The 21,717-nt window shown below is 51.9% G+C and carries 22 protein-coding genes and 2 other annotated features; all 22 genes read right to left on the bottom strand.

Features of this window, described 5'->3' with window-relative positions:
* Nucleotides 1-34: 34 nt before the first annotated feature.
* A complete protein-coding gene (locus ACE41H_RS10990) occupies nt 35-472 on the bottom strand; it encodes an ACT domain-containing protein (RefSeq protein WP_375355273.1) in 438 nt (145 codons plus the stop codon).
* Nucleotides 473-628: 156 nt separating this feature from the next.
* Nucleotides 629-1,942: a GTPase ObgE gene (gene obgE / locus ACE41H_RS10985; RefSeq protein ID WP_375355272.1), complete on the bottom strand. Its 1,314-nt coding sequence runs from the start codon at nt 1,940-1,942 to the stop codon at nt 629-631.
* 13 nt (nt 1,943-1,955) lie between these two features.
* Nucleotides 1,956-2,693, bottom strand: a complete 738-nt coding sequence (locus ACE41H_RS10980; protein ID WP_375355271.1) for a Spo0B domain-containing protein — start codon at nt 2,691-2,693, stop codon at nt 1,956-1,958.
* Nucleotides 2,694-2,858: 165 nt separating this feature from the next.
* Entirely contained in the window at nt 2,859-3,170 is a 312-nt protein-coding gene (gene rpmA / locus ACE41H_RS10975) for a 50S ribosomal protein L27 (protein ID WP_305753298.1), read from the bottom strand.
* 18 nt (nt 3,171-3,188) lie between these two features.
* Complete coding sequence (locus ACE41H_RS10970; protein ID WP_375355270.1) at nt 3,189-3,515, bottom strand: ribosomal-processing cysteine protease Prp; 327 nt, start codon at nt 3,513-3,515, stop codon at nt 3,189-3,191.
* 13 nt (nt 3,516-3,528) lie between these two features.
* A complete protein-coding gene (gene rplU, locus ACE41H_RS10965) occupies nt 3,529-3,840 on the bottom strand; it encodes a 50S ribosomal protein L21 (RefSeq protein WP_375355269.1) in 312 nt (103 codons plus the stop codon).
* 12 nt (nt 3,841-3,852) lie between these two features.
* Nucleotides 3,853-3,935: a sequence feature (ribosomal protein L21 leader region), on the bottom strand.
* A gap of 79 nt (nt 3,936-4,014) precedes the next feature.
* On the bottom strand, nt 4,015-5,211 hold the full coding sequence (locus tag ACE41H_RS10960) for an Rne/Rng family ribonuclease (RefSeq protein WP_375355268.1): 1,197 nt from the start codon (nt 5,209-5,211) through the stop codon (nt 4,015-4,017).
* Nucleotides 5,212-5,354: 143 nt separating this feature from the next.
* On the bottom strand, nt 5,355-6,215 hold the full coding sequence (locus tag ACE41H_RS10955) for a M50 family metallopeptidase (RefSeq protein ID WP_375355292.1): 861 nt from the start codon (nt 6,213-6,215) through the stop codon (nt 5,355-5,357).
* Entirely contained in the window at nt 6,208-7,050 is an 843-nt protein-coding gene (locus ACE41H_RS10950) for a peptidoglycan DD-metalloendopeptidase family protein (RefSeq protein WP_375355267.1), read from the bottom strand. The genes ACE41H_RS10955 and ACE41H_RS10950 overlap by 8 nt, the downstream gene beginning before the upstream one ends.
* Nucleotides 7,051-7,211: 161 nt before the next feature.
* Entirely contained in the window at nt 7,212-8,006 is a 795-nt protein-coding gene (gene minD, locus ACE41H_RS10945) for a septum site-determining protein MinD (protein ID WP_375355266.1), read from the bottom strand.
* A 3-nt stretch (nt 8,007-8,009) separates the two neighbouring features.
* Nucleotides 8,010-8,675: a septum site-determining protein MinC gene (locus tag ACE41H_RS10940; RefSeq protein WP_375355265.1), complete on the bottom strand. Its 666-nt coding sequence runs from the start codon at nt 8,673-8,675 to the stop codon at nt 8,010-8,012.
* Between the two features lie 95 nt (nt 8,676-8,770).
* Nucleotides 8,771-9,301 (bottom strand): rod shape-determining protein MreD, encoded by a 531-nt coding sequence (mreD, locus tag ACE41H_RS10935; RefSeq protein ID WP_375355264.1) that lies wholly within the window; start codon nt 9,299-9,301, stop codon nt 8,771-8,773.
* Nucleotides 9,301-10,131 (bottom strand): rod shape-determining protein MreC, encoded by an 831-nt coding sequence (gene mreC, locus ACE41H_RS10930; protein ID WP_375355291.1) that lies wholly within the window; start codon nt 10,129-10,131, stop codon nt 9,301-9,303. The genes mreD and mreC overlap by 1 nt, the downstream gene beginning before the upstream one ends.
* A gap of 52 nt (nt 10,132-10,183) precedes the next feature.
* Nucleotides 10,184-11,218: a rod shape-determining protein gene (locus ACE41H_RS10925; protein WP_375355263.1), complete on the bottom strand. Its 1,035-nt coding sequence runs from the start codon at nt 11,216-11,218 to the stop codon at nt 10,184-10,186.
* A 138-nt stretch (nt 11,219-11,356) separates the two neighbouring features.
* A complete protein-coding gene (radC, locus tag ACE41H_RS10920; protein ID WP_375355262.1) occupies nt 11,357-12,046 on the bottom strand; it encodes a RadC family protein in 690 nt (229 codons plus the stop codon).
* 13 nt (nt 12,047-12,059) lie between these two features.
* A complete protein-coding gene (locus tag ACE41H_RS10915; RefSeq protein WP_375355261.1) occupies nt 12,060-12,668 on the bottom strand; it encodes a Maf family protein in 609 nt (202 codons plus the stop codon).
* Nucleotides 12,669-12,691: 23 nt separating this feature from the next.
* Nucleotides 12,692-12,934 carry a DUF4321 domain-containing protein gene (locus ACE41H_RS10910; RefSeq protein WP_375355260.1) on the bottom strand — a complete coding sequence of 81 codons (243 nt, stop codon included), beginning with the start codon at nt 12,932-12,934 and terminating at the stop codon, nt 12,692-12,694.
* Between the two features lie 119 nt (nt 12,935-13,053).
* On the bottom strand, nt 13,054-14,166 hold the full coding sequence (locus ACE41H_RS10905) for an SPOR domain-containing protein (protein ID WP_375355259.1): 1,113 nt from the start codon (nt 14,164-14,166) through the stop codon (nt 13,054-13,056).
* A gap of 163 nt (nt 14,167-14,329) precedes the next feature.
* The gene (gene murC / locus ACE41H_RS10900; protein ID WP_375355257.1) at nt 14,330-15,712 is read right to left on the bottom strand and encodes a UDP-N-acetylmuramate--L-alanine ligase; all 1,383 of its coding nucleotides are present in this window, start codon (nt 15,710-15,712) and stop codon (nt 14,330-14,332) included.
* Nucleotides 15,713-15,716: 4 nt separating this feature from the next.
* Nucleotides 15,717-17,123 (bottom strand): bifunctional folylpolyglutamate synthase/dihydrofolate synthase, encoded by a 1,407-nt coding sequence (locus tag ACE41H_RS10895; protein ID WP_375355256.1) that lies wholly within the window; start codon nt 17,121-17,123, stop codon nt 15,717-15,719.
* Between the two features lies 1 nt (nt 17,124).
* Nucleotides 17,125-19,791, bottom strand: coding sequence for a valine--tRNA ligase (locus tag ACE41H_RS10890; RefSeq protein WP_375355255.1), 2,667 nt, complete (start codon nt 19,789-19,791; stop codon nt 17,125-17,127).
* Between the two features lie 67 nt (nt 19,792-19,858).
* Nucleotides 19,859-20,118: a binding site (T-box leader), on the bottom strand.
* A 175-nt stretch (nt 20,119-20,293) separates the two neighbouring features.
* Nucleotides 20,294-21,613, bottom strand: a complete 1,320-nt coding sequence (locus ACE41H_RS10885) for a LysM peptidoglycan-binding domain-containing protein (protein WP_375355254.1) — start codon at nt 21,611-21,613, stop codon at nt 20,294-20,296.
* Nucleotides 21,614-21,717: the final 104 nt, after the last annotated feature.

Raw genomic sequence — 21,717 nt, 5'->3', positions numbered from 1 at the left:
CGGATTCCCCCTCTATTCATAACATCACTGCCCTCTATCCCTGGCCGATCAAACGAACGCGCTTGACCCCGGACAATGCCTGCAATCCTGTGAGCAGGCTCCCCAGCTCTTCGCTGAGCCTGGACATTTCAACAGAGATGACGACATTGGCCCTGCCCTGTAGAGGAATGCTCTGCTGAATGGTCAGCACATTTCCCCCATAATCAGCAATGACAGCAAGAACCTTGGAAAGCATCCCGGACTGATGGTCGAGATCCAGCGAAATATTCACGATCCGGTCCCGTTCCAGCTGATTAATAAGATGGATACCGTCCTTATATTTATAAAAAGCACTTCGGCTTAGGCCAATCTGTTCAGCGGCTTCATGCACCGTCTTAACGTCTCCAGAGGCAAGAAGCTGTTTTACCTGAATGGTTTTGACAATGGCTTCAGGCAGGATGTCTTCCCGCACCAAATAATAGCGTTCCTTCACATTCGTCCTCTCCTCAGAGACTTTTGTATATATATAGAGGACATTATAACGAATCTGACAAGCGAGGGCAATAGATGATTGTAATTACCCTATTGAAAAAAAGGTGCCCGGCCAGGGACACCCTTGTACAGCTATTTTAAAGAAATGAACCAGCGTTTAATAATAATAGCTGCTTCCTTCCACGAACTCGAATTCAAAATCGCCGATGCGGACAATGGTTCCGTCCACGGCTCCCCTTTTGCGCAGCTCATCATCCACTCCCATATGCCGGAGCGTTCTTGCCAGCTTGAGAATCGCATCATGGGAATTGAGCTGCATCCGCTTCATCATGCGCTCAATTTTCGGGCTTTCAACAATAAAGGTTTCGTTTTCACGCACAATCCGAAACCCCTCGTCCTCTTCCTTTTCCAGCTTGTAGACCTTCCGCTCCTGCACCTCCGCAACCTCTTCCACATCCGGTTCTTCCGGTATTTGGTCCAGTAAATCAGCCGCTCGGTACAGCAGTTCCTTCACGCCTTGGCGGGTCAGCGAAGAGATGGGCATAATTTCGAGGTCAGGCCGAACGGCTGCCACCTGTTCCTTAAACCTCTCCAGATGCTCTTCGGCCTCCGGCATGTCCATCTTATTCGCGGCCACAATCTGCGGCCGTTCGGCCAGCCCTGCATTATACAGCTTCAGCTCATCATTAATTTTCAACCAATCGTCAAACGGGTCGCGTCCCTCCGAGCCAGCCATATCCACGACATGAATAATAATCCGCGTCCGCTCAATATGTCTTAGAAACTCATGTCCGAGGCCAATACCAGTATGAGCCCCTTCAATAAGTCCGGGGAGATCAGCCATCACAAAGCTGCGTCCCTCTTCTACCTCGACTACGCCCAGATTAGGGGTGATGGTTGTAAAATGATAGGCTCCGATTTTGGGCTGAGCCGCAGAAACTACGGACAGAAGAGTTGACTTGCCCACACTCGGAAAACCGACAAGTCCTACATCAGCCATCACCTTGAGCTCAAGCGTAACATAACGCTCCAGACCTTCTTCCCCGTTCTCGGCAAGCTCTGGCGCGGGATTCGCCGGAGTCGCAAACCGGATATTTCCCCGGCCTCCGCGGCCACCCCTGGCCACGACCACCTGCTGCCCGTGACGGGTCAGGTCGGCAATCACCTCTCCGGTATCGTCGTCGATGACGACCGTTCCTGGCGGAATACGCACAATCATATTTTCCGCATTGGCTCCATGCTGGCTTTTATTGCGGCCTTTCTCGCCACGCTTTGCTTTAAAATGCCGCTGGTAGCGGAAATCCATCAACGTACGCAGCCCTTCATCCACCCGGAATATAACGTCCCCGCCCTTGCCGCCGTCGCCGCCGCCCGGACCTCCGTTAGGCACATACTTTTCGCGTCGGAAAGCTACAAGCCCGTCGCCTCCGTCGCCGCCCTTCACATAAATCTTCGCTTTATCAACAAACATGTGTACACCATCCTTATGTTTGGTACGGCATCCGAAGCTGAAAGGCTTGCCCGGACGGAAGCTGCTCCATCCACAAGCTTTGGTTCTCCAGCTTGGCCCGTACCTGCATCAGCATTTCCGAATCGGCCGGCAGGTCTCTGCCTTCAAACCGGACAATGACGTCTCCCTGATCCATACCGAAATATAATTTCAAGCTGCGCACTTCTCCCCAGGACGACCGGCCCACGCCGCATTGATACGCCTGCACCGTATCCCTTACTGCCGAAGCGAGCGACTCGCCGTCTTCGGGAGACATGACAGCTCCCAGTTGCAATTGATCTTCCACATATACCTCAAGCCGCAGGCTCTGAGAGGTTACCCGGAATGTGTGCAAATAAAATATAAGCGCAGGAATTCCCAGCCTGGATATCTTGCTGTCCTCTGCGGTACGCTCCTTTATTCTTTCCACATATTCTACAGATTTATCATGCTTTCCCATCCGGATATAACCATACAGCACCTGTAAATCATTCATCCAATCATGCCTGTGATGATTGAAAGCGGCGTTCGCCGTCTCTTCCAGCGCTCGTTTCATCGCTGCATTCTCTTTCCCGGCGTTTCGCCGGGTAATCTCAACCCCGGCCAAGGCTGCTGCTGCTCCCCAGGCACCCAGAATGATGACCGTTACGGGGCATGGAATCAGCAGAGCAAGCGCCAAGGGAGCTAGAGCCGAGCATACCGCTAGCAGAGGTAACCTTTTCCGCGATAACATGGTTTTCTCTCCGTTCTGGATCTTGAAATGGCTAATCAGTCTTTTCAAGTATAGCATGACTTACTTACCAGTTCATTACCATCTGCACAAAACGCTGTCCATGCTTGTGTAAAAAAAGCCCCCGGCAGAAATGCCGGAGGCTTTGTCACGGAATTACACCGCTGTTTAAGCTTCTACTGCAGCCGCTACCGGAGCGACATCAACCGGATAGATGCTTACTTTTTTGCGGTCACGGCCCCAACGCTCGAATTTCACAACGCCGTCCACTTTCGCAAACAAAGTATCGTCCTTACCGATTCCTACGTTCGTACCCGGATGAATTTTCGTTCCGCGTTGACGAACCAGAATGCTTCCGCCAGTCACGAGCTGACCGTCAGCACGTTTTACGCCCAGACGCTTCGCTTTACTGTCACGTCCGTTCTTTGTGGAACCTACACCTTTTTTCGATGCGAATAACTGAAGATCCAATTTCAACATGAATGTCCCCTCCTTCTTTTATTTATTTTGTATTTGAATATACTCACCGTATGACTCAGCAATACCTTCCAGCATAAGCTCCATGGACTCCATCAGCAGCTGAACCTTGGAACGGACCCCTTCATCCGGCAGATCAGGAATATCGGCGCTCAAAAAGCCGTTCCTCATCTTCGCATCAAGCACCACTCCGGCCAATGCTTCAATGGAATTGACGGTGCCGACCGTTACAGCGGATACGCCTGCGCAGACAATGTCTTCCCCGCGCTTGGCATAGTTCGCATGACCTTTCACCGAAAAGCCCCGGATGCTTCCGTCTTCCATACGTTTAATTTGTACGATAATCACTTATCGGACCCTCTTATGCCTGGATTTTTCCGATCGTCACTTTTGTGTACGGTTGACGGTGGCCTTGTTTCACATGGTAGTTCTTCTTCGGCTTGTATTTATAAACAACAACCTTTTGACCTTTGCCATGCTTCTCCACAGTAGCCGTTACAGAAGCGCCGGAAACGAGTGGTGTGCCTGCTGTAAAACCATTGTCGCCGGATACTGCCAGAACACGGTCAAACGTCACAGTGTCACCATCGTTAGCGTTCAGTTTCTCGATATACAATACGTCGCCCTCTTGAACTTTGTATTGTTTACCGCCTGTCTCGATAATTGCGTACATTGTCTGCACCTCCTTATGTCTCAGACTCGCCTGATGCAGGTGGCATTCCCCTTCGGGAACACACTTCAACCAGCTCGGAGCGGTTACAGCATGTGCAGCATACTAAATCTCAGCGCCGTACACATACTCAATGAGTATAGCATAAGACATGATATGTTTCAAGCCTTTACAATCTCACCTGCTGTTCCATTCCTCCGGCAGGCTTTCCGCACGCACCTTCTTCCGGGTCATCTCCAGCAAACCCAGTTTGGTCCAGCCGACGACAAATGATTTTGTCCGGCCCTGCTTCAAGCCTTCTTCGAGAATAGCGGATACCTCCCTGCGGTGCTCCTCGCGCTCCATATCGATAAAATCCACGATAATAATACCGCCGATATCCCGTACACTCATCAGCCGTGCAATTTCCGCGGCTGCCTCAAGATTGGTGCGGGTTACGGTTTCCTCCAGATTGCTTCCGCCGGTATACTTTCCGGTATTCACATCAATGACGGTAAGGGCCTCTGTATGATCAATGACAATATAGCCCCCGCCCTTAAGCCATATTTTGCGTGCAAAATCACGGTCCAGCTGTTCCTGAACGCCAAATTTCTGAAAAATCGGCTCTTCCCGGTCATACAAACGGACCCTTGCATCGGTGATGCCCATATCCTGCAAATAGGAAAGCGCATCCTGCGCCTGTCCCTCATGGTCAATGATCAGTTCATCCTGCTCCGGAGTAAACGTATCCCGGATGAACCGCTGAACAATGCTCAAATCACGATGCAGAAGGCAGGGCGCAGTCTGCTGCCCCGCTTTCTTCACAATCGCATGCCACTGCTTTCTCAGCTGCTCCAGATCTCTTTTCAGCGCTTCACGGCTCTCATCCTCGGATACGGTGCGGATGATCAATCCTTCCTCCCCCTGCCGGATTTCTTCACCAATCCCCTTCAGCCTGGAGCGCTCGGCTTCACGCTCTATTTTCTTGGAGACTGCTATATAATCGGCGGCAGGCATATAAACGATCCAGCGGCCAGGCAGCGAATAGTGGGTCGTGACACGCGCTCCCTTGCTTCCAACCGCCTCCTTGAACACCTGTACGATCAATTCCTGGCCAGGTTTGAGCAGTTCCGTAATGGCTGGTTTCACGGACGGCTGCTTATCCAGGTGGGCATGAAGGACATCATCTACATATAAAAAAGCGTTTTTCTTTTGCCCTATGTCTACAAATGCAGCCTGCATTCCAGGAACGACATTGACAACCCGCGCCTTAAAAAGCGCCCCCAGCGTCCCCTGGTTGCGGGCACGCTCCGCCGCATATTCCACCAGCCTTCCGTTCTCCAGAAGAGCCATCTGTGTTGAATTCTGTTTGCAGTGTACAATCATCTGTTTCATGGTTTCTCCTATCTTGAAGAACGTGTACAGCCTCATTTATTCAGGCAGCTTCGGCTGCTTCTATATAACTGTAAAGTTTTATCCCGGGTATTAAAATACACTGCAGAATAGAGGCTCCGGTTCTGGACCGGGCCGCTGCACATTCACGTTCTCCCTCCGTGTGTGCTGAAGTAGGAGCGGATAATTCGCTGCTCCGGCAGAACGGCAATAATTTTGCCGTGCTCATTCATAACATATATAATATGATACCTGTCTCTTCTAAACAGACGCAATATCGAATCCAAATGTTTCACCGGGAGCGAGAATATAGGAACGGCAAAATTCCCCTGAACCGCCTGTCGGTAAAAGAGAGCATCCCGCCCCAGCAAAAACCGGACAAACCGGTATTGGATATTTCGGTAATCGACCAAATTGGAATACAGCAGAAAAATACCGACAGCCAGCATATTGAGCTGCAGCCCTCCTGTATTCAGCCACAAGGGGAGAGCGGCATAAAGGCAAAATAAAGCGCTGAACAAAATGCTCGTCCGCAGCGTCCACAGCAAAGTCACATGATAGGGCAGCCGCAGGCTCAGTAAGGCCTGTACAATTTTCCCGCCATCCAGAGGGAGAATCGGAAGCAAATTGAACAGGGCGATGATGATATTGCCATGGATCGCATATGTTGTAAAGTCGTTATTTACCCATAAAAAGCTTTTAAGAAACAGAAGGGCCAGAATCATCAATCCATTTTGCAGGGGACCGGCAAGTGCGATGACAATCTCCTTCCAGGCCGGCAGGCATCCCCGGTCCTCCATTACCGCCACGCCTCCGAACGGCAGCAGCTGAATCGAAAGCACCTTGACTCCAAGCAAAGCTGCCGCCGCAGCATGTCCAAGCTCATGAATCAATACGATAGCAAACAGCGTAATCAGCTCAATAAAATGTCCGGTGAACACGGATGCCAGCATAATCAGCACAAAGAGGGGGTGAAGAGCAAACGTTACGCCGCGAATGTTAATCAAAGGATACCACTTCCGTAGGGTCAATATAGCGATCATCCTGCTTGACGGCAAAATACAGGGTGGCATTCTCCCCGCTTTCCCGGACAGCAATAAGTCCGATCGCCTCCCCCTTCTGAACCCAATCATCCACCTGCAGCTGTGTGCCTGTTACCTTTCCGTATATGGCTGTGAGCCCCCCTGTATGCCTGATTACCACGGTCGTTCCGTTCTGCGGATGATGCGTCACTTCCAGCACACGGCCTGCGTCAATGCTTTTGACCTGGGCCGGGTTGGTCCCGTTCCGTTCCGGAACGATTTCAATCCCCTTAAGGCTTACCGCGAAGCTCTGAACAACCGTGCCCACGAGCGGCGCTGCAGGGTGGCCGGATGCGCTCACCTCCTGCGAGCTTGTCTCCTCCTCGCCGAACGTTGGCAGGAAGGACGGCGCCCCCCCGAAATGGGCTGTATACCATTCCGCTGCTGCAGTCATATCCATGTCACGGCTGAGTGCATCTGCAATAAAAAGTCTGGATTCGGCCGCATAGGGGATATCCCAACGGAACACAGCCCAAATGGCTCCAAACAGTATACAGCTAATCACGAAACGCCATCTTAAAGTGGCCAGGAAGGACGGTCCTCGTTCTTCCCTGAAGGCAGAGTGCATACGCTCACGCTCTTTTTTCCAAACCAGTTCCGGGTCAGGCTCGGCACTCTGCGGTAAATCGATATAGCTTGACAGTTCCGATATTCTGCCGGTCCAGTGACGTTCATCAGTCGGCGCCGAAGCTCCCCGCATTTCGGTCAGCCGCTGGATCCGTTCCTCCCTGCGCTGTTTAATTCCCGATTTCCTGTCCATATCCAGCCCCCCATTGAGGTTCTTTGCTACTATGTATATGAGGACGGGCACTCGCTTATGTTGAACTTATCTTCCTTCTAAAATAAGAAAAACCGGTGCCAAAAGGCCCCGGAGGAAAAAAAGTACGATAGCTGTAATATTCTACAGCTAATTGAAGACACTCAGCCTATGCCGAGAAATTTTTTGAAACGTGTCAGTACACCCTGTTTTTGGTCCAGCTGCATCAGAGGCACCGTATCTCCCAGAATGCGTCTGGCAATATTGCGGTATGCGATCGCAGCATGGGAGTCAGGATTCATGACCGTAGGCTCCCCTGTGTTCGCCGCCTTGATTACCAGTTCGTCATCAGGAACAATACCGACAAGATCAATATTAAGCACCTGGAGTATGCCATCGATGTCCAGCATATCCCCTGATCTAACCATACTGTTGCGAATGCGGTTCACGATCAGCTTCGGAGACGCAATATGTGAGCTTTCCAGCAGGCCGATCACACGGTCGGCATCCCTCACGGCGGCGTTCTCCGGTGTCGTCACAACGATGGCCTGATCCGCGCCTGCAATGGCATTTTTGAAGCCCTGCTCAATGCCGGCCGGACAGTCGATAATGATATATTCAAAGTCCTTTTTCAGTTCAAGGATAATATCTTTCACCTGCTCAGGCGAGACGGCGTTTTTGTCCTTGGTCTGCGCAGCGGGCAGCATATACAACTCGTCAAAGCGCTTGTCCTTCACCAAAGCCTGGTTCAAACGGCAGCGTCCTTCCGCAACGTCGACCAAATCATATATAATCCGGTTTTCCAGCCCCATCACAACATCCAGGTTGCGCAGCCCGATGTCGGTATCCACCAGACATACTTTTTTACCGAGTAGCGCAAGAGCGGTACCTATATTGGCTGACGTCGTCGTTTTGCCGACGCCGCCTTTTCCTGAAGTCACGACTATAGCCTCTCCCATGTGCTACACTCCTTTAAACACATTAAATTCCCGGCGAAGTCGGCCTATATTGCTCATCTTGTCGATCTGCATGGTGCCTTCCTGCAAATACGCAAATTCTATTCCGGCCTCGCGTGCTTCCCATTCGTCCGGCGGGCGGCTGATTACATCGGATATCCGGAGCTGTGTCGGGGAGAAGTAGGAAGCGACAATAATAGCGTTCCTGTTGCCTTCGTTGCCCGCATGAGCTATCCCGCGCAATGCGCCCAGAACAAATATATCGCCCGTACAAGTTATCGTTCCGCCGGGATTGACATCTCCCAGAAAAAGCAGATTGCCGTCATGATGAAGCACCTGTCCCGACCGGACCATTCCTGTTACCGTGTGAATGCTTTCCTTTTTCTTTTCTGGATCAGACTTAGGCCCAGGTGGCTCAATGGAACGGATGAGCAGATTTCCTTTTTGCTTTAATGTATCGAGCAGAAGCTCCTTTTGCCTGCTGCCGATTTCGCGGCTCCCCAGCTTAATATCCACATGCACAATCGGTCCGGTCAAAATATTTTGGTGAGTATGTTCCAGTTTATAACGCAGTTCTTCGAGCAATTCCTCAAATTCACACTGATCGTCCAGCAGGAATACCAGGCCGTCTTTGATGCCTTTAATCGTAACAAGATTCGATTTTACTGCCATTAGCCTGTACCTCCTATCCCAATCATTTCGTGTCGGAACGCCAAAATCCTGCTAAACCATGGAAAAATCGTCCTTACACATCCCGAACGGCCCACTCAGGCCGCTTCTTCCTTTTTCACCCGTTTTTCGAGCCGTTCAAGCTGCTTTCGTACGGGAACATAAATAATAAGGGCAAACACAAAGTGCAAAAACAAGTCGGGAGCCATGTATTCCACAAGCGCCCAGTCAAAGAACTGATGGTTCAGCTGAAAAAGCTGGTATATGCCAAAGACGGTGGAATCGAGCAGCAGGCTCCCCAGCAGAACAACGCTCATCATAACCGGCATCAGCGCACGCGGTGAATGAAAAACAAGCCCCATTACATAAGCGGACAGTCCCATGGCAAAAGAGTAAGCCCCGATCATGGAACCGTAAAAAATAATATCATGCAACAGTCCGAATACCAGGCCCAACACAAGAGCGGTATGCCGGCTGTAATAAACCGCCACAAAAAGGATAACAACAAACGTGAGATTCGGCGAAAAGCGGAACTGCCATGCATCCGGAATAAGCCAGGGAAGGATCGTATCCTCCGCAATAAACAAAACGAACAGCAGCAGAATCAAAACTTGGCCGCGCACCCGCATTATTCCTGCACCTCTGGGGTAAATACAACAAACAGTTCCTTCCAGTCCACAAAGTTTGCTGCAGGCTCAATAATAGCCGTTCGCGTCTGGCCGAACTCGCTCACACGGATTTCCTTTACTTTCCCGACCAGCAGGTATTTTGGGAATGCTCCCCCTGTACCGGATGTCATAATTTGGTCTCCATCTTTGATGGGATCATCCTCTTTAATCTTGGTCACTTCAAAGGTTCCGCCATTAGCCGGATTGTAGTTTTCCAGCACGCCGAAGGATTCTTCCTTGCCGACCACCGTAACCGCAATCCCGTTGGAGGTCGGGTCTTTGGCATCCAACGAGGTGAGAAGCTTGACTGTAGAACTAAAATTGCTTGTATTGCTGATGGTTCCGACGAGACCGTCGATGGATCTGACCGCCATTCCCGGCTTGACCCCGTCCTTGGAGCCGATATCGATGACCAGTGTTTTGTCTGTCGGGTTACCGCTCACACTAAGGACTTGTGCAATCCGGTTCTCATAGTTATACTTGTTGCGCTGCGTCTCCGTAAAGTTCAGGGCCTCCTGGAGCCGCTTGTTCTCTTCCTCCAGGCCGCTAAAGCGGACCTTATCCGTTTGATACTGGGCTGCACCGATCTTCAGCCGTTCATTCTCCTCATAAATGGCCCTCATATTGCCGATATCTTCAAAGAAGCCCGCTATAAATGCAGCGGGCTTGTAAAAAATACTCTGTACAAAACCGGTCGTATCTCTCACAAACTTCTCAGGCCAGGAAAGAGATTGCCGCTGTCCGAGTGTAATTCCCATCAAGGCAATAAACAACACGATACCGATTAACAGAACGAAAAGCCTTTTGTTGCCTAGCAGCTTAAACAGTTGTTACACCCCCGTCTCAGCGTTTGGAGCGGACTGCAGAGCTGCTGCGCGATTTGAACAAATGAATATTTTCCAGCGCCTTGCCCGTACCAATCGCTACACAATCCAGCGGATTCTCGGCGACAATGACCGGCATTCCCGTTTCGTCGGCAAGCAGTTTGTCCAGATTGCGCAGCAGAGCCCCTCCGCCTGTCAGCACAATACCTCTGTCCATAATATCAGCCGCAAGTTCCGGAGGACATTTCTCAAGTGTAACTTTAACTGCGTCCACGATTGCACTCACGGTGTCGGACAGCGCTTCGCTGATCTCATCAGAAGTAATCGTAATGGTTTTGGGGAGTCCGGATACGAGGTCACGACCGCGGATTTCCATCGTTTCCACCTGCTCCAGCGGCATAGCCGAACCGATTTCCATCTTGAGCTGCTCCGAAGTACGCTCACCGATCATCAGATTATACTGGCGCTTAATATATTGAATAATGGACTCGTCCATTTCGTCCCCCGCCACACGCACGGAGCGGCTTGTCACAATGCCCCCGAGAGAGATAACGGCTACCTCGGTCGTTCCTCCGCCGATATCCACAACCATGCTGCCCGTCGGCTCCCATACAGGGAGATCCGCACCGATGGCTGCCGCAAATGGCTCTTCAATCGTATAAGCTTCGCGAGCTCCAGCCTGCTTGGTCGCATCCTCGACCGCACGCTGTTCCACTGCGGTAATGCCTGATGGCACGCATACCATAACGTTAGGGTGACGCGGGAAGAATGAGCGCTGTTTCTGAGCCTGGCGGATAAAATACTTGATCATCGTAGCGGTCGTGTCGAAATCTGCAATAACCCCATCCTTCATCGGGCGGATGGCACGGATGTTCCCCGGAGTCCGGCCGATCATCTTCTTGGCCGATTCACCAACCGCTTCAATGCTCTTGGTGTCCGTACGAAGCGCAACTACCGATGGCTCTCTTACCACAATGCCTCTGCCGCGTACATATACCAGTGTATTCGCTGTCCCCAGATCAATTCCCAAATCCTTAGTAAATCCACCAAACATGCTGTAATCTCCTTTTCTATTCCCTGAAATTCTCTTTTGTTGTGTATCACGCCGCACGGCCATCATTTTCATCATCAGAAAAAAAACGTATAAACCATAAATCCGTCGGATTTTAGCTAAAATCCTCAACACATTATATTATATAAGTCCTTGCTCCTTCAAACTGACGTATTTTCCGTCACCGATGACAATGTGATCCAGCACATCGATCCCGACGATATTGCCCGCCTCAACCAAACGACGGGTCAACTGGATATCTTCGGTGCTTGGTGACGGATCACCGCTCGGGTGATTGTGGGCACAAATGATGGAAGCGCTGCTGCACTTGATGGCGGCCCTGAATACTTCCCTGGGGTGCACCACAGCCGCGTTCAAGCTGCCGATAGACAGTGTTTCCCTGGCAATAACATGGTTTTTCGTATTCAGAAACAGGCATACAAAATGCTCCTTCTGCAAATAACGAAGCTGCTCGGACAGCATATCAGCCACATCACGCGGGCTCTTGATGACAGGCGACTCCATATGGCGCGCCAGAACAAGCCTCCGCCCCAGTTCCATGCCTGCCTTTAACTGGATCGCCTTGGCCAGACCGATTCCCTTGATTTGTGTAAACTCCGATACGCTCAAATCTACAAGCTGGCGCAGGCTCCCAGCGGTCTGAAGAACCCTGTGGGCCACATGCAGCGCAGATTCGCTGCGAGTTCCCGTACGCAGTAAAATAGCCAGCAGTTCAGCATTGCTTACGGCTTCCGGCCCATACTGAAGCATTCGTTCTCGTGGTCTGTCCTCATGGGGGATGTCGCGAAGCATTAAGGTTGGCGACTCCATTGTTTCTTCCCCTTTACGGGCGCAGCACGCGAATTCCGAAACCGGACAGCATGTCCGAGAGCAACGAAATCGGCAGCCCCACCACATTAAAATAACAACCCTGAATACCTTCGATCAATGTAGCGCCAAGTCCCTGAATGGCATAAGCGCCCGCTTTGTCTGCAGGCTCTCCTGTCTCAACGTATGCAGCAATCGCCTCTGTATCAAGCGGTTTCATGGTCACGGCAGTTTCCCGGAAGCCAACGCGCTGCTCACCGGTCCCCGTATGTATGCAGGCTACTCCCGTAAATACCCGGTGCGTTCTGCCCTGCAGTAAAGTGATCATCCTCGCCGCATCCGCTTTGTCAACCGGTTTCCCCAATACTTCATCGTTCAGTACTACAATGGTATCGCTGCCGATGATCAAGGTGTTGTCATGCTGCTCCCTGATCGTACGCGCGACAGCCCCGGCCTTACGCAAGGCCAGTGTCTCCACAATCTTATCGGGGCTCCAGCCTGCCTGTACGGATTCATCGGCATGACTTGGCACGACCTCAAACGGAAGCTGCAAGGAAGCAAGCAATTCCCTTCTTCGCGGAGAAGTCGATGCCAGTATAAGCTTGGGCGTACATGTCTCTTCCAAGAGCAAGGCTCCTTTTTCAGTAATTAAAGCCTGCGGTACAGCCAGACAGCGGCAATGATGCCGATCAGGCTCAGCAGGCTCATCTGCAATTGAATGTGTATGTTATAGCTTATAATATCCAGATCAGCCCGGGGCGACCAGGATATGTCGGTAGCTCGGGTAAGAAAAGACAATACGCTGACAGACTGCAGAGCCTTGGCAATCCATGCTCCGACAAGCCAACCCAGCAATATGAACAATAAAAGCATTCCTGCATTCTTCTTCATCTTGACCTACCTCGCCATTTTTTGACACCCTCATATTATACGGTGATTTTCTTTTCAATACAAACAGAAATCCGGCAGGGGAACTATTTCCAGTTCCCTGCCGGATGGCTGGCGAGTGCTTACTGTTTCAGGAATTCAAGCAGCTGCTTCTGCTGGCGGACATATTGCATCATCATGGATTGAATCTCCCACAGATGTCCTTTTGAGCTGTTTTTATTGAATTCGGAAAGAGCCGTTATGGCCCCGTTCATAGACTTGTCGAGACCGGACGACAGCGTCTTCCCCTCCGGTGGAAGCCCCTGCGTCAATGCCGAGAGCTCTTGCATCCACTGCTGATGCAGCGTATTCAGCGCTGTCATGTCCGATTCGGAGACGGGCTGGAGCTGCTCATCACTCAGCAGAGAGGCGGACAGATGACATAACCGCTGAATCAGTTCAGTGCTCGTTGTGAAATAGGAAAGGAGCGTATTTTCGCTGCCATTATAGAAAGCCTGATCAAGAGAGGGCAACTGCAGCTCCCGCACATACAAATCGATTCCGCTGCCCTGCAGGCGGCTGCCGAGAAGCTTCGCTTCCTCCCTGTCCGGCGATATTCCGGCATATACACGATAGCTGTCCGAAGGGTCCGTCCCTGCGGCCGTTCCTGCTTGCAGCAGTTCCGTCTTCGCCTGCTCGGCCCTCTCCGGCGTACTGAACACCCCGTATTGCAGCATATAGAAGCTTTGTGCGGGAATGTCCGCCGTGATTAGAGAAACGGAAGCCGCGCCGTTGGTTTGAGCCCCGTTCCCTGCAGCTGTCTGAGACCATGCAGGCAGGGAAGGAATCTCCGCATTGCCCGGCGACTGAAACAAATACAGAACAATATATCCAAAAAGCCCCCCGGTCATCAGCGCGCTGGCCACAGACCCGAACAGCTTCCAGCCTGAGGCGTTCTGGCGCTTCGGAGGGGAGGGGACAACCCCTGATCCTGTATCCCGATATCCTGGTGCAGACCATGATGCCGCGGAAGCGCTGAAGGGATCCTGCCATTCCTCTGCAAAATAGTAATCCTCCATTGCCTCGGCCGGCTTCCGCTGCTCGCTGCTGTTTGCAGGGAACAACCGGACGCCCTCAACAGGATGGTCACCGGAAACGGGACGCTCCACATGCGGGGGATTTCGTTCCTTATTGTGGCTGGGGCTGATTTCTCTGCCTTCCTGATCGAACCGGAATGTCATTTTCGCATTATTCACTCCGCACACTCCCTTGTCCCTTACTGCCTACAATTCAGATGTATGAAGAAGGAGTGTTCTTTATGCAAAGGCTTTTCCAAAAATGTCATGCAAACCAGAAAAACGGGGCTGTCTCTCATCCTCCGTAGAAGAATTTACTTGCGAGACATCCCCGTTTCTTGGGTCATATGTTTTTTTCTTTCATTGTGCGTGCAAGCGCCGCACCGGCCTTCCAGATATCCCCCGCTCCCATCGTCAGGACAAGATCTCCGGGTTGAAGGTGCTCGCTGAGCCGCTCGATAACCGCTTCTTTGCTCGGAACATATGCCGTGTTGGCATTGCTGTTCTGAACGATCAATTCGACGAGCTTGGAAGAATGAACTCCTTCTATCTCTTGTTCACCGGCTGGGGAATAGATGTCCGTAATGATGACTTCATCCGCTTCACTGAAGGCACGGCTGAACGCATCCAGCAAAAAGAAGGTCCTCGTGTAGCGCTGCGGCTGGAATACCGCGATAATCCGCTTCCCGGTCGCCTTGGCTGCACTGATGGTGGCTTCAATTTCCGTCGGGTGGTGAGCATAATCGTCTATGACCAGAATATCGTTCGCCTCCCCAAGCACCTGGAAACGGCGTTTGGCACCGCTGAATTCGAAGATGGCTGCTGCGATTTTTTCAAACTCCAGTCCCGCCCCCATACAAGCAATGACCGTGGCCATGGAGTTGTATACATTGTGTCTCCCCGGAACAGCCAGACGGATCACTCCCAAAGGAACACCGCCCTTGTTCAGGGTATACGAGGATTGGCGATCCCCCAATTGAATATCGGTAGCCGTATAATCCGCGGGTTGATGGATCCCATAAGTCGTCACTTTGCAGGACACCTTGGGCAGCATCTCTTGAATATTCTCGTCATCGGCGCAGACAACAGCCGTACCATCCGAACGGACCTGATTCAAAAACTGCACATAGGCGCTCTTCAAACGGTTGAAATCCCCATCGTAATTTTCGAGATGATCCGCCTCAATGTTGGTTACGATGCCGATCCAGGGATGATACTGCAGAAATGAACCATCGCTCTCATCCGCCTCTGCAACCACGCATTCACCTTCGCCTGCCTTGGCATTCGTGCCAACATTCATGATTTCCCCGCCGATGATGTAAGTGGGGTCAGCCCCGCATTTCTCCATAACGAGGGCGATCATAGACGAAGTGGTTGTTTTGCCATGCGCCCCGGCTACAGCCACTCCTTTACGTTCGTTCAACAGCCTTGCCAGCATTTGCGAACGGTGCAATGTGGGAATGTTCAGTTGCTCTGCTGTCACACGTTCCACATTGTCCTTGGACAAAGCCGTCGAATATACGACCAGGTCCGCGCCCTGCACGTGCTCTGCCGTATGGCCGATATATATTTTGGCGCCCTTGGCCGCCAGTTTTTCCGTCAATTCCTGTGAAGCTACATCCGACCCGGTGACAGTATAGCCCATTTCCAGCATTACGCGTGCAATGGCACTCATCCCGTAACCGCCGATACCGATAAAATGTACATGTTCCGTAGTATTTAACAAGATCTCACCAACCTTTTTCCGAATCGCTTTGATGCAAAAGGGCCGCGCGCACATCGGATATCAGATACAATGTGCCAGAGACTACCCCCAGGTCCTCCGCTTCCGTGCGGGACTTCAGCAGCGCTAGAGCCTTCTTCCAGTCCTGTTCCACGATGACTTCCACATGTTCTTTAGCATAGGACAGCCGGAGTTTCTCCACGATCCCTGCCATTTCGGCTGCATCCATTTTGCGACGGAAATCGGGTTCGGTCAGGATAAGCGTATCCACTAGTGGCAGTATATGCTTCAAGTATGCTTCGTGATGCTTGTTTGCAAGCATCCCCATCATTAAAATCAGTTTCCGGTAACGGTAGATTGAAGGCAGGCTCTTGGCCAACGACTCCGCCCCTTCCGGATTATGCGCACCGTCAATGACGATCCGCGGACTGCCGGATACCAGTTCAAGCCGCCCTGCCCAGCGGGCGTTCCTGAAGCCGGTCAGCAAATCCTCGTCATCCAGGACGAACGCCAAATACTGGCGCATCACTTCCAGCGTCATCAGGGCTCCCGCAGCATTAGCGCACTGGTGCTCACCCAGCAGGCTGAGGCTGATTTGCAGTTCCCGGAAAGGGCCGCGGAATACGAGGGTCTGTCCGTGTGCATCCCCGCCAGAGGGCTCATATGTAAACTGCTCACCGACCAGATACAGCGATGCGCGCTTATCCGCAGCAGTCTGCCTGACGACCTCCGCCGCCTCAGGCTGGGTTACACAGCTGACTACGGGAACACCGGGCTTGATAATCCCCGCTTTTTCCGCTGCAATCTGTTCCAGCGTATCCCCCAGAATATCGGTATGATCGTACCCGACATTGGTAATGACCGACACGATCGGAGTAACGATATTGGTAACATCCATCCTTCCCCCGAGCCCGGTTTCCCATACCACAACATCGGGAAAAGTCACAGTGGCATAATAAAGAATCGCAAGGGCCGTCGATACCTCAAACATTGTAGGTGAACCGAGTTCCGACGCTGCGATCTCCGCTACAAACGGATACAGCCGGTTGGCCAGCTCAAGCAGTGTTTCTTCCGGTATATCCTCGCCGTTAAATTGAAAACGGTTCGTAAATTTGGTGATATAGGGGGACGTAAACGTCCCCACATCATACCCGGACTGCAACAGCACCGACGTCAGCATGGCGCAGGTCGAGCCCTTTCCGTTCGTCCCTGCGACATGCACAAATTTCAGATGGCGGTGCGGCTCGCCCAGCAGGGTCATCAGCCGTTCAATCCGCTCCAGGCCCGGCCGGATCCCGAAAGGAATGAGTCCGTTAATCCATTCCACCGCTTCATTGTATGTTTGTAAGGGGGCCGCAGCAGCGGTCCCGCGCACATCCGACATCTTCTTCACCTTCATGTCGATGGATTTCATATTACCCCTTAAGCTCTCGAATGCGGGCAATCACTTTATCGCGTTTTTCCGTGTAGTCGGCCTGCTTCGCGCGTTCCTCTTCTAATACCTTGGCAGGGGCCTTCGCCACAAATCCTTCGTTGGCCAATTTCTTCTCCACCCGCTGCACTTCGCTGTCCAAATGCTGCAGTTCCTTCTCAAGTCTGGCGATCTCCTGGTCAATATCCAGCAGCCCTGCCAGCGGCAGATACAGCTCAGCGCCTGTAACAACAGCCGTCATCGCCTTGTCCGGCACTGCGGTATCCATCCCGACTTCAAACTCGGAAGTGTTGCAGAAGCGGCGCACATAATCGCTGTTGCGGGTCAGGATATCAAGATACGTCTGGTCGCCCGCTTTGATCAGCAGTTCTACCTTTTTGCTCATTGGCACGTTCACTTCCGCACGGATGTTGCGTACGGCCCGGATGACGTCCATCAGCAGGTTCATTTCCGCTACTGCCCCGCTGTTTTCAAATGCAGGGTCATAGACCGGCCATGAGGCAAGCGTGATCGTCTCTCCTTCATGCGGCAGATGCTGCCAGATTTCCTCCGAAATGAAAGGCATGAACGGATGAATCATGCGCAGCGTGCGGTCCAGCACATAGGAAAGCACAGACTGTGTCTTCTTTTTGGCCGCAGCATCTTCACCATAGAGAGACAGCTTGGCAAATTCAATGTACCAGTCGCAAAGATCGTCCCAGATGAAGTTATACAGCAATCGACCTGTTTCGCCAAATTCATAAGCATCTATTAGACGCGTGATATCACGCGAAGTTTCGTTCAGACGATGAAGAATCCAGCGGTCCGCCGTGCTGAGCTCGCCTGTAATATCAATATCGGAAGCGGTAAATCCATCCAGATTCATCAGCGCAAAACGGGAAGCATTCCAAATTTTGTTAGCGAAATTCCGTGCTTGTTCGACACGTTCCTCGCGGAAACGAAGATCCTGTCCCGGTGTGCTGCCTGTAGCTACCATGTAACGCATAGCGTCGGCGCCGTAGTTGTCGATCACTTCAAGCGGGTCTACCCCGTTGCCAAGCGATTTGGACATTTTACGTCCATCGGAGGCACGGATCAGACCGTGAATGAGGACATCCTTGAAAGGGATCTCGCCTGTGAATTCAAGGGCCGTGAATATCATACGGGATACCCAGAAGCCGATGATATCATAGCCTGTTACCAGCACATTGGTAGGATAGTAGCGCTGCAGATCTTCCGTCTGCTCAGGCCAGCCCAGCGTGGAAAAAGGCCACAAGGCGGAGCTGAACCAGGTGTCGAGCACATCCTCATCCTGCTTGAGGTTTCTGCCTGCATATTCAGGCAGAGTCGTTGGGTCCTCAGCCGATACAATCACTTCACCGGTATCCGCATCATACCATGCCGGAATGCGGTGTCCCCACCATAGCTGGCGTGAAATACACCAGTCCCGTACATTTTCAATCCAGTGCATGTAGATTTTTTCAAAACGGTCCGGAACGAAATTAACGCCCTCTCCGCTCTTTTGCGCTTCAATAGCCGTTTCAGCCAGCGGCTGCATTTTAACGAACCATTGTGTGGACAGATAAGGCTCGACAACTGCATTGGTCCGTTCGCTGTGTCCTACCTGGTGCACATGGTCTTCAATGCGGATCAGCACGCCCAGCTCCTTCAGATCCGCTACGATCTGCTTGCGGCAGTCGCTGCGGTCAAGGCCCTGGTACTTCCCGGCTTCGGCGTTCATTTTGCCATCCTCGTCCATGACGATAATCTGCGGCAGATTATGGCGTTGTCCCATTTCAAAATCGTTCGGATCATGCGCAGGAGTAATTTTAACGGCACCGCTGCCGAATTCTTTATCTACGTAGTCGTCGGCAATCACAGGAATCTCCCGTCCCGTGAGTGGCAGAACGAGCATTTTGCCAATCATGTCCTTATACCGCTCATCTTCAGGATGAACAGCAACCGCCGTATCCCCAAGCATCGTTTCTGGACGGGTTGTCGCCACAGTGATATGACCGCTTCCGTCTTTCAGTGGGTACTGCAAATGGTACAGATGGCCGTTGACTTCTTTGTGTTCTACTTCGATATCGGAAAGAGCGGTGCGGGCAACCGGGTCCCAGTTGATAATACGCTTGCCCCGGTAAATCAGACCTTTTTCATAAAGTTTAACAAAAACAGTCCGCACCGCTTTGGACAACCCTTCGTCCAGAGTGAACCGCTCACGGGAGTAGTCCAGTGAAAAACCCATCTTCTCCCATTGATTGTGAATGTTGTCGAGATAGTGCTCCTTCCATTCCCATACTTTCTTCAGGAATTTCTCCCTGCCGAGATCATAGCGGGTGAGCCCTTCTTCACGCAGCTTTTGCTCCACCTTGGTCTGGGTAGCAATCCCGGCGTGGTCGGCGCCCGGAAGCCACAAGGCGTCATAGCCCTGCATCCGCTTCACACGGATAATGATATCCTGCAGCGTAAAATCCAGCGCATGTCCCATATGCAGCATTCCGGTTACGTTCGGAGGAGGAATAACAATCGTAAAAGGCTCCGCTTCGGGAACACGGCCTGCGCGGAAATACCCTTCCTCGATCCAGGTTCTATACCATTTCTGTTCCGCCGCCTTCGGATCATACGTCGTCGGCATTTCCAAGGTTGTTTTGTTCGTTTGTTCTGACATGCTCCCTTACCTCCATCATTGGTTTTGGCATTGGTCGTTTTTTGGGCATAAAAAAAGCCCGTCATCCTCAAAGGACGAAAGGCTGTTCTTTCGCGGTACCACCTTTGTTTCACACTCATATCCCGCCCTAAAACGGCATAGACTGCGACACTCATGCGGATAACGGCCGCTCACCGGCCTTGTTCTACTAATGGCCCCCGCAATGGGCATGTTCAAACAGGCGACTCCCGGGCGACTTCAGCCAGCTGGTTCCTGCGGAATCTCCCAGCGCTGCAATTCCGCTCTCTGAAGGTCATACTGCCTACTCTTCCCGTTCAATGTCTTTTATATAAGCTCTTGTTTCCCTAAACTGATATACCACATAATAACTTGCCTGCCCCTCTTAGTCAACCGTCGAGGCGCACAATTTCAGACATATATTCTTTAGCATAACCCTGACTTCCCCTTTGCATACCAACAACCCGCCGCTGTCATGCGGCAGGCTGTCCGGGTCTTCAAGCTATTATGGAATATACAGTACCTGGCCTTCTTCTACGTTCTGTTCGCTTAGCCGGTTATGCATCTGCAGCTCCCGTGCGCTCAGCTCGTACCGTTCCGCAATCGATTCCAGCGTCTCCTCACGCTGAACAATGCACAGCCTGACCTTGCGGAACCGGGTTTCCTCCTGAAATCCATGCTGAAAAAGGGCTTTCCATTTCCCGTTATCCACCCCCGGTTCGCCGTCTTCTTCAGGGGCAGTCAGATCAGCGCTTTCATCATACACAAGTTCGGCTTCCTTGGCAGGACGTGAAGTGATCAGCGAAGAATAAGGTGCAGCTTCGGCCGCTACGACACCGGTTACCTTTTTGCTTCCAAAAGCAACCTTCGGCTCTTTTTTCTCCTCTGCCGGTGTGTCTGACGACGTCGTAACAGAAGGCTCCGCAAAAGAAATCTGCTCTTCCGGCCGTCCAGCCGTGATCGGGATATCTTGCTTGAACACTTCAATAGCTTCATGCTCAGAGGCAGACTCCGGCTCACGGGCCACTGCCTTCACCGGCTCTTCCCGCTCGGGCTGCAGCTCCCAGACTACGGGTTTACCGTTGGTAACATCCGCAATCTCCTGATCCTCATTGCGAATCACATCTGCGAGTGTATGATCCTCGGCTTCCTGCGGCTGCGCTGCTTCCGGTTGGGAATTCCAGAATGTCTGTACCGACTCTTCATTAAGTGTCTGCTCCTGCTCCTGCTCTTGCTGCTGCTCAAACTGCTGTTCATACTGCTGCTGCTCAGACTGTTGTTGCTGTTTATTCTGTTGCTGCTGCTTGTTTTGCTGTTGTTTCTTATACTGCTGTTGTTGCTCATACTGCTGCCCCTGCCCAAACTCCTCCGCAGAACGCTCCACAAGCTCCTGCTGCTCCGGCACTGGAGTATGAGCCGTCGTGTATCCGTCATCCTCCCAGCCCGGCGGCGCTTCCTCCGTCTGTGTGCCGTCAACTCCGTACAACGTCAATATGCCCGTGATATTCAAGCTCCGCAAGGACAGCAGATCCACATCAAAGTTTTCTATTTCCATCGAAATATCCTCAAGCCTGGTGACACGGTTCATCGGAATGGTAATTTCAACCGGGATCTGGTGGTACAGCTCCCTGATTTCATTTTCCTCTCCCCTGTATACGCCTTGCAGCTGTAAATGACCGCGAAGTGCGGCATGCTCCTCCTGAGTCACCACCTGAATGCGCGGAACCAGTTCAATTTCTTCAAGCTCGGCAATCCCTGCAACATCCTCCGTTAAATGGACACGTTCATAAATATCAAAACGCAAACCGTAGGACCGGTTATCCATAGACGGCATCCTCCTTTCGGCAGCTTCCGCTTCCGCTCATGCGGCACGGAGACTCCATGCTCCTCTTCTCGGTTATGTATATGCGCCAAAAAGGATGGCATGCC

This window comes from Paenibacillus enshidis (assembly GCF_042136365.1).
GTDB classification, from domain to species: Bacteria; Bacillota; Bacilli; order Paenibacillales; family Paenibacillaceae; genus Paenibacillus; species Paenibacillus enshidis.
This window is presented reverse-complemented; position numbering and strand designations above follow the sequence as displayed.

Coding starts and splice junctions, on each gene's coding strand:
- ACE41H_RS10940 (WP_375355265.1), bottom strand. CDS start 8,675: ATGGCAGTAAAATCGAATCTTGTTACGATTAAAGGCATCAAAGACGGC.
- rpmA (WP_305753298.1), bottom strand. CDS start 3,170: ATGTTGAAATTGGATCTTCAGTTATTCGCATCGAAAAAAGGTGTAGGT.
- mreD (WP_375355264.1), bottom strand. CDS start 9,301: ATGCGGGTGCGCGGCCAAGTTTTGATTCTGCTGCTGTTCGTTTTGTTT.
- minD (WP_375355266.1), bottom strand. CDS start 8,006: ATGGGAGAGGCTATAGTCGTGACTTCAGGAAAAGGCGGCGTCGGCAAA.
- ACE41H_RS10960 (WP_375355268.1), bottom strand. CDS start 5,211: ATGAAACAGATGATTGTACACTGCAAACAGAATTCAACACAGATGGCT.
- ACE41H_RS10890 (WP_375355255.1), bottom strand. CDS start 19,791: ATGTCAGAACAAACGAACAAAACAACCTTGGAAATGCCGACGACGTAT.
- ACE41H_RS10895 (WP_375355256.1), bottom strand. CDS start 17,123: ATGAAATCCATCGACATGAAGGTGAAGAAGATGTCGGATGTGCGCGGG.
- radC (WP_375355262.1), bottom strand. CDS start 12,046: ATGGAGTCGCCAACCTTAATGCTTCGCGACATCCCCCATGAGGACAGA.
- obgE (WP_375355272.1), bottom strand. CDS start 1,942: ATGTTTGTTGATAAAGCGAAGATTTATGTGAAGGGCGGCGACGGAGGC.
- ACE41H_RS10980 (WP_375355271.1), bottom strand. CDS start 2,693: ATGTTATCGCGGAAAAGGTTACCTCTGCTAGCGGTATGCTCGGCTCTA.
- ACE41H_RS10885 (WP_375355254.1), bottom strand. CDS start 21,613: ATGGATAACCGGTCCTACGGTTTGCGTTTTGATATTTATGAACGTGTC.
- rplU (WP_375355269.1), bottom strand. CDS start 3,840: ATGTACGCAATTATCGAGACAGGCGGTAAACAATACAAAGTTCAAGAG.
- ACE41H_RS10910 (WP_375355260.1), bottom strand. CDS start 12,934: ATGAAGAAGAATGCAGGAATGCTTTTATTGTTCATATTGCTGGGTTGG.
- ACE41H_RS10950 (WP_375355267.1), bottom strand. CDS start 7,050: ATGGACAGGAAATCGGGAATTAAACAGCGCAGGGAGGAACGGATCCAG.
- ACE41H_RS10925 (WP_375355263.1), bottom strand. CDS start 11,218: ATGTTTGGTGGATTTACTAAGGATTTGGGAATTGATCTGGGGACAGCG.